Origin of the sequence: Streptomyces sp. NPDC088794 (assembly GCF_044750545.1) — a bacterium.
In the GTDB taxonomy this organism is placed as follows: domain Bacteria; phylum Actinomycetota; class Actinomycetes; order Streptomycetales; family Streptomycetaceae; genus Streptomyces.
This window is the reverse complement of record NZ_JBIVKB010000041.1, coordinates 1-11,993: the sequence shown is the minus strand read 5'-3', so window position 1 is coordinate 11,993 and position 11,993 is coordinate 1. Positions and strand designations below refer to the sequence as shown.

Annotated in this window: 9 protein-coding genes and 4 pseudogenes; 5 read left to right on the top strand and 8 right to left on the bottom strand. The window is 70.2% G+C overall.

Annotation, left to right across the window (positions count from 1 at the left end):
• Positions 1-102 precede the first annotated feature (102 nt).
• A pseudogene (locus ACIP6U_RS48635) lies at positions 103-726 on the bottom strand (NAD-dependent epimerase/dehydratase family protein); the annotation flags it as partial.
• Positions 727-743: 17 nt separating this feature from the next.
• Here ACIP6U_RS48635 and ACIP6U_RS48630 point away from each other — a divergent pair.
• On the top strand, positions 744-872 hold the full coding sequence (locus ACIP6U_RS48630) for a hypothetical protein (protein WP_401729977.1): 129 nt from the start codon (positions 744-746) through the stop codon (positions 870-872).
• Here ACIP6U_RS48630 and ACIP6U_RS48625 read toward each other — a convergent pair.
• Positions 863-1,363: a MaoC family dehydratase gene (locus tag ACIP6U_RS48625; RefSeq protein WP_401729975.1), complete on the bottom strand. Its 501-nt coding sequence runs from the start codon at positions 1,361-1,363 to the stop codon at positions 863-865. The genes ACIP6U_RS48630 and ACIP6U_RS48625 overlap by 10 nt on opposite strands.
• Before the next feature lie 357 nt (positions 1,364-1,720).
• On the opposite strand from ACIP6U_RS48625, the gene ACIP6U_RS48620 reads away from it, so the two are divergent.
• The gene (locus tag ACIP6U_RS48620; protein ID WP_401729973.1) at positions 1,721-2,929 is read left to right on the top strand and encodes a lactonase family protein; all 1,209 of its coding nucleotides are present in this window, start codon (positions 1,721-1,723) and stop codon (positions 2,927-2,929) included.
• Between the two features lie 49 nt (positions 2,930-2,978).
• Here ACIP6U_RS48620 and ACIP6U_RS48615 read toward each other — a convergent pair.
• A pseudogene (locus ACIP6U_RS48615) lies at positions 2,979-3,128 on the bottom strand (nitroreductase family deazaflavin-dependent oxidoreductase); the annotation flags it as partial.
• Positions 3,129-3,261: 133 nt separating this feature from the next.
• Here ACIP6U_RS48615 and ACIP6U_RS48610 point away from each other — a divergent pair.
• Positions 3,262-3,528, top strand: coding sequence for a hypothetical protein (locus ACIP6U_RS48610; protein WP_401729972.1), 267 nt, complete (start codon positions 3,262-3,264; stop codon positions 3,526-3,528).
• A gap of 162 nt (positions 3,529-3,690) precedes the next feature.
• On the opposite strand, the gene ACIP6U_RS48605 is transcribed toward ACIP6U_RS48610, so the two are convergent.
• The gene (locus ACIP6U_RS48605) at positions 3,691-3,888 is read right to left on the bottom strand and encodes a hypothetical protein (RefSeq protein ID WP_401729971.1); all 198 of its coding nucleotides are present in this window, start codon (positions 3,886-3,888) and stop codon (positions 3,691-3,693) included.
• Between the two features lie 189 nt (positions 3,889-4,077).
• Between ACIP6U_RS48605 and ACIP6U_RS48600 the strand changes: the two genes are divergently transcribed.
• Positions 4,078-4,263 carry a hypothetical protein gene (locus tag ACIP6U_RS48600; RefSeq protein WP_401729970.1) on the top strand — a complete coding sequence of 62 codons (186 nt, stop codon included), beginning with the start codon at positions 4,078-4,080 and terminating at the stop codon, positions 4,261-4,263.
• 13 nt (positions 4,264-4,276) lie between these two features.
• On the opposite strand, the gene ACIP6U_RS48595 is transcribed toward ACIP6U_RS48600, so the two are convergent.
• On the bottom strand, positions 4,277-4,876 hold the full coding sequence (locus ACIP6U_RS48595; protein WP_401729969.1) for a TetR/AcrR family transcriptional regulator: 600 nt from the start codon (positions 4,874-4,876) through the stop codon (positions 4,277-4,279).
• Between the two features lie 103 nt (positions 4,877-4,979).
• Here ACIP6U_RS48595 and ACIP6U_RS48590 point away from each other — a divergent pair, with 103 nt between their 5' ends.
• Positions 4,980-5,627, top strand: coding sequence for a peroxiredoxin-like family protein (locus ACIP6U_RS48590; RefSeq protein ID WP_401729968.1), 648 nt, complete (start codon positions 4,980-4,982; stop codon positions 5,625-5,627).
• Positions 5,628-5,634: 7 nt separating this feature from the next.
• Here the strand turns inward: ACIP6U_RS48590 and ACIP6U_RS48585 are convergent.
• From ACIP6U_RS48585 to ACIP6U_RS48575, 3 genes and pseudogenes are all read right to left on the bottom strand, one after another.
• Positions 5,635-5,856 (bottom strand): annotated as a pseudogene (locus ACIP6U_RS48585) (DM13 domain-containing protein); the annotation flags it as partial.
• A 96-nt stretch (positions 5,857-5,952) separates the two neighbouring features.
• The gene (locus tag ACIP6U_RS48580) at positions 5,953-10,833 is read right to left on the bottom strand and encodes a DNA repair ATPase (RefSeq protein WP_401729966.1); all 4,881 of its coding nucleotides are present in this window, start codon (positions 10,831-10,833) and stop codon (positions 5,953-5,955) included.
• Between the two features lie 80 nt (positions 10,834-10,913).
• Positions 10,914-11,993, bottom strand: a pseudogene (locus ACIP6U_RS48575) (flotillin family protein); the annotation flags it as partial.

Genomic DNA, 11,993 nt, shown 5'->3' with positions numbered 1-11,993 from the left:
AAACAGCGTCCACAACTCGTCCGGCACCAACCGCTCCACCAGAACCGTCATGTACGACTCAACGAGCGATCACACCATTAGAAACGACGTCTTAGCCGGTTGCTAGTCCCCGCGCAGTCTCGCCGTCGCGAACTCCCGTATTCCCTCCACGAACCCGACCTCCGCCTTCCAGCCAGCGCGGCCCGCAGCCGCGACGAGTCCGCCGTGATGTGGCGTCCGTCCCCCAGCCGGTACTCCCCGGTCACCACGGGCTCGGGCCCGCCGTGCGCGGCGGCCAGCGCCCGTGCCATCTCGCCGACCGTGTGCGGCTCCCTACTGCCGGCGTTGTACGTGGCCAGCGACCCCTCTTGGGGCTCGGCCTCCAGCGCCGCCACGTTGGCCGCCGCCACATCCTGAACGTGCACGAAGTCCCGCCGGTGGCCGCCGTCCTCGAAGACGCGAGGCGCCTCACCCCGGGCGAGCGCGGAGCGGAAGAAGGAGGCGACCCCCCGCGCACGGGGTCTCGCGCGGCATCCGAGGGCCGTGCACGTTGTGGTAGCGCAGCGACACCGCCGAACCACCGGTGGACGGTGCTCCCGCCGCCAGGTGCTCCAGGGCCAGCTTGGGTGTCGCGTACACGTTCCGGGGGTCGACCGGCGCGTCCTTGCCCACCAGACCCGGGGTCAACTCCTCACCGCAGCGCGGGCACCGGGGCCCCGCGTCCAGGTCGGCCACGGCCCGGGGCCCTTGGCCGCACCGATCCGATGCCGACGTGGGCCGGACCGGCGGCGGCTATGCTCAAGTGCGCCAAGGGCATCCCGGTGCATGGCAACCAGCGCTCCGAATGGGACGCCTGCGGCCGCCTCGACGCGCCCAACCCCGACTACCGCTGAGACGCGCGCCGCATCAGGATGTTCATCGCCGTCATGGTGAGCACGGGCTCGCCGCGCTGGTTGAGCACCTCGATGGCGGTGTGCACGAGTCCGCGGTCCGGTTTGGAGCGGGAGACACAGGCCTGCTGGACCGTCGTACGGATCGAGAGGCTGTCGCCGGGCCGGACCGGGCGGACCCAGCGCAGTTCGTCGACGCCGGGGGAGGCGAGGCTGGCGACCTTGCTGACGTAGTGGTCGGCGTAAAGGCGCATCATGATGCCAGCGGTGTGCCAGCCGCTGGCGATCAGTCCCTTGAAGGGACCCTGTTCGGCGGCGTCGGGGTCTGTGTGGATGCTCTGCGGGTCGAACTTCCCGGCGAAGCGGAGGATCTCCTCCTCGGTCGTCGTGATGCTGCCGTAGACGTACACCGAGCCCGGAACGTAGTCCTCGAAATAGCGGTCCTGGATCGGGGCGGCGAAGTCCGTGTCGCTCAACGTGGTGGTGGTCGTCATTGGCGGCACGATAGCCGCGGGCGATGGCCAACTGTGCCCAAGTGCGGGTCAGTGACTCCGGCGCGGCCGAGGCCGCGTCGGCGATGGTCGATCTGGCCGACGACGCCGCCGACTTCCACGCGCAGACCGCGCCTGCGAGCCGAGCGTCGCACAGTGCAAAAAGAGATCGGCAGCGGTTCGGGCCGCTTTCCATGAACTTCCTGGAGTGGCTCCTGAGCGGGTGCCCCAGGAGGAGAGCCGCAGATCTTACGAGAGCCTGACGTGCCCCTGAAAGCTGTCCTGCCTCGATGCCTCCACCGGCAACTCTGGTCCCGTCCCCCACCGGCCGGTGGCGGCACGAGCTCCGAGGAGCAACGCATGAGCAGGCATACAAGGCGCAGGTCACCGTTACAGGTCCGGCTGCTGGCCGCCGGGGCCGGGATCCTCGCTGCCGCGGCGGCCGTCGTGACCGTGACCGTCGCCTCGGCAGGCGAGCCCGGCGGCCGGGCCGCGGAGCCTGCGAAGGCCGACCACGCGCTCTTCGTGCAGGGCAACGAACTCGACGGCAACACCATCCACGTCTTCAAACGCGGCGACGACGGTGCGCTGACCGCCGCGGGCCGCTACACCACCGGCGGCAAGGGCGGCGACCAGGTCGACGCGCCCACCGACTCGCTCGCCTCCCAGGGCTCCCTCTTCTACGACAAGAGGTCGGGGTTGCTGCTGGCGGTCAACGCGGGCAGTGGCACGGTGACCTCCTTCCAGGTGCGCGGGCAGAAGCTGACACACCGGCAAGTGGTGGACTCGGGCGGGGACTTCCCGGCCTCGATCGCGGTGTACGGCTCCCTCGCCTATGTCATGAACGCGGGCGGCGACGGCAGCGTCCAGGGCTTCCGCATCACCGGCAAGGGGCTGAAGCCGCTGCGGGGCTCGCAGCGCTCCCTGGGCCTGGACAACGACACGGTACCGCTGTTCAGCAGCTCGCCCGGCCAGGTCGCCTTCACTCCGGACGGCCGAGCCCTGGTCGTGACCACCAAGTCCGCCAACACCATCGAGGTCTTCCCGATACGGCACGACGGACGCCCGGCCCACCGTGCCGTGATCAACGACTCCGCCGGCGAGGTGCCCTTCGCCATCACCTTCGACACGTCCGGCCGCATGCTCGTCGCGGAGGCCGCCAAATCGACGGTCAGTACGTACAAGGTGCGCACCGACGGCCGGCTCAAGGTCGTCCAGCAGCCGTTGGCCAACGGCCAGGACACGCTGTGCTGGCTGGAGCGCGCGGGCGACTTCTTCTACGGCGGCAACACCGGCAACTCCACCGTCACCGGCTACCGCACCGACGCCCGCGGCAGGCTCGCGCTCACCAACGACGTCGGCATCGCCACCCCGCCGTCGGCCAAGTCCCAGGGGGTCATCGACCTGGCGGTGACGCAGGACGAGAAGTTCCTGTACGTGCAGAATGCCGTCTCCGGCACGGTCGACGGATTCCGCGTCGGACGGAACGGCGCCCTCACCAAGGTCACCACCGCCACCGGACTGCCCGCCTTTGCCGAATCCGGCATGGAGGGCATCGCCGCGGTGTAAAGGAAAGCGGCCACCGCGGCCTGACGCCCCGGACACCTGGTCCGGGGCGTTACGCGTGCCCGCGCGGGGCCCGGGTGAATCCGTCGGCGGCGCCGAGCCGAACGAAGGGAATCGCCCGCCTTGCCTCGCGGAACGACACCTCGCTGCCGTCTACGGGAAGGCTCATGAACGTGCACAGCCGACGAGCCGTGCGGGGGTGTCAGAGGTGGGCGTCCAGGGCGGCTGCACCTTCTGGGTCCTCTGCGGGGCTGTCACCAACACCACGTACGACACAATGACGTACACCACGGATCTCGGCGCCGGAAGCATCGACTGCACCGTGTGGAACTGGGATGGGTGGCGCGGAAGAGAGCCGCAAGGAGACGCAATGCGGCTCCTCCAGCACGAACGGTGCTCTCGGCATTGACGAGTCCGCTGGCGGATTCTGCTCCGGCACTGATGTCGACGCCTTCACCTTCAAGGACAAGGCGTACTACGTGACGTGGGACAACATCGAGAACTATCGCATCGTCCCGGCTGGCACCTGGACGAAGGTGACGAACGCGGAGCGTACGACTTGCAGTAGCTATGAAAGCGTCATCACCTGCGCCGTGAGCTGAATCCCGCCACCGACCGGGCCCGCGGCCAGGGACCAACCTGCCGGACCATGACCGGCCCGCCGACCTTCCGCACTGGGGCGAGGATGCGCTGGTACTCCGGCGGGAGCACAGTCTCCTCCACACTCGGCCCCCGGTCCGGGATCATCCACACCGCACGGCCGCCTACTTGCGCAGATTCCGGCGCGACCACAGCACGTTCCTTGGCGATCTGCTCACTGGTCCGTTCAAGGACCCGTATTGCGACGGCGAGTTCGCCCCGCTCGGCCCGTACCCCTTCAGCTGCTTGACCAGCCGTGCTTCGAGCCCGTCCAGCTCCGCGCGTCGCACGACGATCCGCTCCAGCGTCTCGAGGTCCACCATGCCTCGGATCGTAGGAGCCGTACCGGCAGCGGTGGGCAGGAACCGGCGAAACCTGCGCTCGTCTAGCCTTCTGCCTCCGCCGCAGGGACGACGTACGCCGCACCGCAGCCGGATGTCTGGACGATCACCGTGACGACCTGCGAAGCCATGAACGGCGCGTGACTACGCCGCTCGGCTCAGTGTGTGTCATTGGGGTCCTTCGTACTCAGCGAGCACGAGGCGGGGACCAGGCTGGTGTACGGGGGCGAGCTGCGCACCGACCCGTGGCGGGCGGGAGCTTGGTGGGGCGAAAAGGTAGCCGCCCGCTGGGAGGTGACCGTCGCCGCATCGCTCGGCTCGGTCGAGCGCGAAGCGGAGTGCTGGTCCCAGCCCTGACCGGCATGCGCCGTCAGGGCGCCGCCCGACCGCCGAGCGAGGCGAGGGCGGCGGCCACCGTCCTGCTGAGTTCCCGCGCGTCGGCGCCGGTGCGGGAGCGCAGATTGACGCCGTAGGCAAGCAGCGCCAAGAGGTCGGCGAAGGCGCCGGGATCGGCGCTGGGGGTGAGCTGCCCCTGGGTCTGGGCGGTGACGAGTGCCGCGTGCATCGCGTCCCGCAGCTCCTGGTGGTGCTGGTCTAGGACGGTGCGGACCTCGGGATCGCTGTTCTCGGCCCCGGCATGCGCGTTGGAGACCATGCAGCCCCAGTGGGCGTACTCGCCTGAGCAGCGCGCCTCGATCAGGCCGGCGAAGAACTCGGCGATGGCCGGTAGTCCCCGCTCGTCCTCCGCGAGGCGCCGGAACATCGGCCGGGATCGCTGCTCCAGGTAGCGGTGCAGCGCGGCGCGGTAGAGCTCCTGTTTGCCACCGAACGTGGCGTAGAGGCTGGAGCGGTTGAGCCCGGTCGCGGTCACGACGTCCTGGATTCCGGTCGAGGCCATGCCCTGACGCCAGAACAGGCGGACCGCAGTCTCCAGTGCCGTGTCCGGGTCGAAGTGCTTGATGTCCGGCATGCCTCACTCCGTCAACCTGAAACAAGGGTTCCAGGATAGTTCCATCCGCGCTATCTTGGAACGGTCGTTCCGAGTTGAACTGGGCCCCAGGAGGACCATCCATATGACCCTCAATGGTGAATTGCGTACCTTCTACGAAGCCCGTCAGCAGCAGATCCCCGCCGAGATCCGGGAGATCATGCAGCGGGCCGGCCAGGAACTTACCGACTCCGGGCAGGCCGACCGCGCCCTGACCACCGGCGCGCAGGCCCCGCGCTTCAACCTCTCCACCGCGACCGGGCGCACCCTGGCCCTGCCCGACCTGCTTGCCGACGGCCCGGTCGTCCTGACCTTCTACCGCGGCGCCTGGTGCCCGTACTGCAATATCGCCCTGCGCGCCCTCCAGCAGCACCACGACGCGATCACCGCACGCGGCGCCCGCCTGGTGGCCGTCTCCCCGCAGATCCCCGACGAGTCCCTCTCCCTCGCCGAGAAGCACGACCTCGCTTTCGATGTCCTCAGCGACATCGGCTCCGACACCGCCAAGCAGTACGGCCTCGCCTTCGACCTCCCCCACGACCTCGCCGCCGTCTACGACAAGCTCGGCTTCGACCTCCAGCGCGTCAACGACGGTCACGCGCGTACGCTCCCGCTGCCCGCCACGTACGTCATCGACCAGCAGGGCATGATCCGCTGGGCCTTCGTCAACACCGACTACACCACCCGCGCCGAACCGGCAGACATCCTCGACGCCCTCGACTCGCTGGACTGAACGCCCCTCAGGCGCGGGCGAGTTCGGCCGCGCCGAACGAGACGTCGAAGCGATCGCACCAGATGCTCACGCTCGTGAACGCGGCCGGGTCGACATCGGCGGGCAGGCGGTAGTTCTGGTCGCCCTTGTTTCCCTTGAGCTTGCCGAGGCTGACGTACTTCCCGTCGTCGAAGACGCCCCAGCCGGCCCGGTCCTCCTCCACCGGCGCATCGGTCAGCCAGACGTGCAGGTACCCCTGTCAGGCCCGCACCCGCACGTGCCCGACGGCGGACCGTCCCGACGTCAGGCAGCTCCCGGGGCAGCGGCGCAACGGCTGCGCGGCACCTCAGTGCTCCCCGTGACCCGGGGTGGGTCGGGCTGCGTGTCGGGCGGTGGGGCTGGCGCTCAGGTGGCGTGGGTCGGCGGCGCGGTTGATCGCCGTCTCCACGGCCGCGATCCGGTCGGCGAGTAGGCCGAGGGCGGCCACCGCGCGGGTGAGGGGGTCGTTGTCCGGTCCGCCCAGGGTCTGGTTGCGCACGTACGCTGCCTTCAACTCGGCCCAGCGCAGCGCCTGTTCGTCGGTCAGCTTGCCGCGCAGCTCGGCCAGTTTCAGCAGGTTGGCCTCGGCGCCGGTGGTGAGGGTCTGGGCCTCGGCCGTGTAGTGGTCGTCGATCAGGGCTGCCAGCTCGGTGTCGTTCATGACGGGCTGGATGCGCTGGGCGATCTTGTTCATGTTGCGGTAGGAGCCCTGGAGTTGGAAGGGCGGCTCGGTGCGGGTCGCGTCGGTCTGGGCGGCTGAGGCGATGTAGGCCGCGTTCACCGCGAGGACCGTCTCGCGGGCCGTCAGCAAGTGGCGCAGGAGGGCCAGGATCCGCTCCAGCTCGGCCGGTGCGTACGGGTGCGTCAGCCGGTCGGCACGGGCCTCCATGTCGCCCTCGGCCAGGCGGAGCAGCAGCTCCAGGTCGGCGCGGTCGCGACCGGCGAGCGGGGCGAGGACCGGGTTGGCGGTGAGCGCGTTCTCGATGAAGCTGAGCGCGAAGGCGTCCTCCTTGCCGGTCAGGACGTCACCGAGGTTCCACACGTCGGCGCGGTTGGCGAGCATGTCGGGGATGCGGAAGCGGCTGCCGGACTCGGTGTACGGGTTGCCGGCCATACAGACGGCGAAGCGCTTGCCGCGCAGGTCGTAGGTGCGCGGCTCGCCGTTGCGCACGCCGTCGATGCGGCGGGTGGCGTCGCACAGCGGGATGAACTTCTGCAGCAGCTCGGGCGAGGTGTGCTGGATGTCGTCCAGGTACAGCAGCGTGTTGTTGCCCGCCTCCAACGCGAAGTTGATCTTCTCGATCTCCTGGCGGTCGGTGGCGTTCGGGGCCTCGGCCGGGTCGAGTGAGGTGACGGCGTGGCCGAGGGCCGGACCGTTGACCTTCACCAGCATCAGGCCGAGACGGTCGGCGACGTACTCCATGAGCGTCGTCTTGCCGTAGCCCGGCGGTGAGACGAGCAGCAGCAGGCCGCCGGTGTCGGTGCGCTTGGACTCGCCCGTGGTACCGAGCTGTTTGGCGAGGCTGTCGCCGACCAGCGGGAGGTACACCTCGTCGATGAGCCTGCTGCGGACGAACGACGACATCACTCGCGGCCGGTACTCGTCCAGGCGGAGGCGGCTGCGTTCGGCGGCCACCAGTTCGGCACGGCCGCGCTGGTAGGCGCGGTGGGCAGCGACTTCGGCGGCACGGAACTGCCTTGTACGGGTGAGAAGTTCGTCCACGCGCACTGTGAGGATACGGCCGCTGATGCGCGGGTGGGTGCCGAGCAGTCCGTCGACGGTCTCGGTGATCGGCGCGTCGGACTCGTAGCGGGGCAGGTCCGGGCAGAGCTCGGCGACCACCGCCTCGGCGAGGTCGCCAGGGGTGATGTCCGTGGCCGTGGAGGATACGTACGACGTGAGCCATGCCTCGACGAGCTGTTTGCGTTCGGCCAGGTCACCAAGTGCGGCGAGGTCGTCGTCGTACACCGAAGTGCCCACGGTTCGGCGGAACTTGTCGAGCAGCGTGCGGGTGCCGACGCTGATGACGAAGCCGTCGGGGCCGGTGGTGAGCTCCTCGAAGAGGTACGCGGCGGCGGCATCCGCGACCTCTCCGGTGATCGCTTCTGCCAACTCCTTCTGCAGGTCGGCTATCGCGGGCGCCAGACCGAAGGTGTCCCGGGCGCGTGCCAGCGATACCGCGCGCCGGGTCCAGCTGTCGCGGTTCCCCTTCGTCGTGCAGTGCGCCCAGAACAACTGGGCGGTGGCGCGGGCGGCGGGCTGGTGGCGCAGCATTCCCGCGCCTTCGTGCAGACGCAGGAGTGCGGCGAGGATCAAGGTGGCGTCGTGGTCGTGGACCCCGCGCTCGTAGCCCTCGTCGTACGCCGCCTCTGCCGCCTGTCTCACGAGCGCGGGTAGGTCGGCCTCTGTCAGGGCCGCCGGGCCGTGTTCGTCCAGCAGGCGTGCGGCGAGGTGTTCGGCGCGGTAGACCTCCGGGGACTCCGAGGGCAGCGGGCGGTCCCAGTACGGGCGGGTGGCCGTGAAGTCGGGGTCCGTGATCGGCGCGCGGTAGTCGGTGCCGGTGAGCGCGAAGGCGAGGGTGTCGCCGTGCGGGACCAGGGTCAGGTCGAGAGGCTGGGTGTTGACGGCGAACCGGTGGCTGCCCAGTCGGAGGGTGCGGCCGTCGGCGGTGTACAGGTCGGTACGGTCGCGCAGGGCACGGAGGGCCTCCTGGCGGGCGGACTTGAGGCGCCCATCGAGTTCCTCGGCCCTTACCTGGTCGCCGAGTTCGCGCAGTTCGTCAGCGAGGCGGCGGATCTTGGCGGGCATCGGGTCGGAGGTGAAGTACGTGGCGACGGCGTCCGCGTCGGCGAGGGTGGCGGCACGTCGGGTGACCGTCTGCAGGACGCGGGTCGCCGAGTCGGCGAGGCGTTCGGCGCGGCGAGCGCGGGCGTCGGCGAGGGTCTGTTTGCGGGCGGTGAACGCCTCGTGGACCTCGTCGCGCTTGTCGGCGAGGTCGCCGAGGAAGTCGTCGAACTCGGCGAACCGGGACTCCAGGTTCTCCAGTTGCACGAGCACGCGGGCAAGTTGCTCGTCGCACGTCTCCGGGCTGTCGGCGACCGCGAGCGCGCCGGTGACGGCTTGGCCTAGGAGGGTGAACTCGGCGGCGAACTCGGCGCGTCCCTCGTGGTCAAGGAGTTCGCGGCGGCGGCCGTCGAGGGTGGCGCGGGCGCGGTTGACGCCGCCGAGTACCTCGGCGATGCGCTCCAGGATGGCAGTGCGGACGGTGGCGTCGCCGATGTCCAGGCTGGCGACGACCTCGGTCACCGTGGCCAGCCCGTCGGCGAGCTCATCGAGACGGGCGGCGACGGGCGCGGCCTCGGCAACGGTGGCGATCGTTTCAGCGTCGGCGACGAGTTGCTCGATGTCGGCCTGGTGGTCGGCGAAGGCGTCCTCGCGGGCGAGGTGGGCGACGGCCCGCTGACCGAAGGCGGCGAGGTCGGCCTCGGCGTCGGCGGCGAGCTCGTCAATGCGGGCGGTGTCGGCGTACCGCAGGTCCTTGAGGGTGAGCAAGTGGCCCTGGGCGTGCCGGAGTTCGGTCAGGCCGGTCACCCAGGCGGCGGCACCGCGCGGGGCCTCGCCGCGCAGACGTCGTACGACCCCGGCGACCCGAGCGGCGGCCTCCCCGAGCGCTTCGGCGGCCCGGCGGGTGAGGGCCTGGACGGTCTCGAACTCGGCCAGCACCTGCTCGGCGGTGGCCCGCACCTGCGTGAGCGGCTCGTGCAGGTCGCCCAGTTCCGGCTCGCCCAGCCAGTGGTAGGAGTCGGCGGCCCGCACGCACGCGGCGGCCAGTGCCTCGTACACCTCGCTCGTCGGGGTCGTCTCGGCGACCGCGCGCGTGATGGACAGGCAGTCGGAGATGCCGCGCACGAGGTCCGCGTTGCCGACGCGGGCGAGCGGGCCGGTGCCGACCGGCTGGGCGGCGGCATGGGTGTCCGAGACGTACGGGGAATTCCACAGCTGGAGCGGGTGCACGCGCTGCGGCTCATCGCTGTCGGCACGCAGCACGATCAGCGCGCCGTCGTCGAAGAGGGCCCAGCCGTGGCAGGACAGCGGGGTGGCGACCTCCTTACGGATCACGTTGTACGGCAGCAGCAGGCTGCGGCCTTCCACGCGCGCGTGGAAGGCGTAGAGCATGTCCTCGCCGTTCGGGGAGCGGACCTCGCGCTCGAACTCCAGCCCTGTCGTGTCGAGTTCGTACGTCTTGTGGGTGCCCGTGGCCAGGCAATAGCCGCCGGGGAAGACGATTCCCTGGTCCTCGGGCAGGCGGCGGCAGGCTCGGCCGATGCCGTCGAGGCGGACGACGGTCCTGGTGAGGGTGTTGAAGACCAGGTAGCGGTCGGTGTCCTCCTTGTAGGGGCGGATGCGCAGCAGGATCAGGGCGCCCACGCGCGCGTGGGCGATGTCGGCGTCGGCGAGGGACTGGAGGTGCTCGTCGACGGGCTCGGCGTAGATTCCCTCGCCGGTCTCGGTGTTGTTCTCGACCTTGACGGTGAGGGTGCCGCCGACGGTCTCGACGAAGACCTCTCCGGCGATGGAGACGTGGGGGTGGCGGCCGAGGACGTGGTCCTCACGGGTCGCCGGAGTCCATTCGAAGTCATGGGAGGAGGGGAAGACGTGGTCGCGGTCCCCGCGGGCGTCAAGGAAGGTCGCCTGTCCGTCGTCGGTGAGCGCCCAGCGCAGCACGCGGATGTCGCCGGCCTTCTCGCCGGTCTGGAAGACGGCCAGCAACTTGCCGTCGACGCGACGGAGCTGGAGCAGATGGGCCTGGCGGTAGTAGCGGTAGAGGGCGGCGAACTCGCGCCGGAACGCCGGGTCGTCGAGGAGGCCGGGCACGGCGTCGTCGGGCAGCCGGTTCAGGTCACGGTCGTGCAGCGCGAAGACGTCACCGACGGTCGTCTCCGGCTTCAGGCCCAGGAAGACGTTGTGGCCGAACAGCAGGGCGTCACCGACGGAGACGATGTCACGGGGCACGCAGGTGTGCTCGGTGCGCAGCCGCTCGGTGCCGGCGAGTTCGAGCCGCATCGAGCCGAACTCCTCGGTGCGGCGGGCGTTGAGCGCCTCGGCGCGGCGGGTGAGTTCGGTGGCCTGCGCGGCGAGCCGGTCGCGCAGCACCTCGTACGTGCCGGTGTCCAGACCGGTGGTCATGGGATCCCTCTCAGGAAGTCAGAAGAAAACGCGGCCCGGAGCTGCCGTCCCCTGTGCGGCAGCTCCGGACCGCGGGTCGGTCAGCCCTTGGCGCTGCCGTTCAGGGCGGTGAGGGAGGTGTCTTCGAGACCCAACTCGCTGGCCTTTTCCAGCAGTTGCCGGAACTGTCCGGCGTTGTCTCCGCCGGCCTTCATCAGCCTCATCAACAGGGCGGAAACCGTCAGGTTCTGCACGTCGGCTGTCGAGACTGAGCCGAGGACACGGCTGAGGTCGTCGGTGAAGCTGGAGGTGCCGTTCAGCCAGGGCTTGGCCAGCGCCTGTGCGGTCTCGGAGTGCTGCACGAAGCCGTCGACGCTCTTGCCGAGCGCGATGGAGGACATCAGCCGGTCGAAGAAGACCGACTCCCCGCCGACGATGTTGATGTCGGCGTTCTCCAGCCCGGTGGCGAGCACTGTGGCTTGTGCCTCGGCGACCTGCCGCTGCACGTCCAGCCCGGCGAGGCGGATGTCCTTCTCGGCCGCCAGGCGCAGCCGGTACTCCTCGTGACCGCGGGACGCGTCGTCCAGCGCGGCCATCGCGGCGGCTTTCTCGGTCAGACCGGCAGCCTCGGCCTTCAGCTTCTCGCCGATGCCCTCTGCCTCCGCGAGCGCCTTCGCCCGGGAGCCCTCCGCCTCGGCCCGCATCCGCGCCTCGGCTGCCTCCGCCTCCGCACGGCCGGCCTTCTCGATGACCTCCGCCTCCTTGTCGCGGACCTGGACGGCGGCCAGCCCCTCGGCGGCGCACTCGGCCTGGATGCCCTCGGCGAGCCGCAGTTTGGCCTGCGCGTCGAGGTCGGCGCTCTTCAACCGGGCCTCGGCCAGGGTCAGTTCCTCTGCCGCACGGTGGGTGGCGGCCTGCTCGGCGGCCTCAGCGGCCTTGATGTCCTTGACCAGCTTCTCCTGCGCCTCCGCCTCGGCCGCGATGATCACGGTCTGCCGGCCGCGCTCCGCCTCCTCCACGGCGCGCAGCTTCTTGATGGCTTCCTCCTGCTCGGCGACCGTACGGTCCACGGCCACCCGCTCGCGGACGACCTCGGCGATCTCCCGCTTCTCCGCCTCGACCTCCTTCTGTGCGGCGATCCGGGTCAGCTCCGTCTCCCGCTCCCGGGCGATGACCTCCAG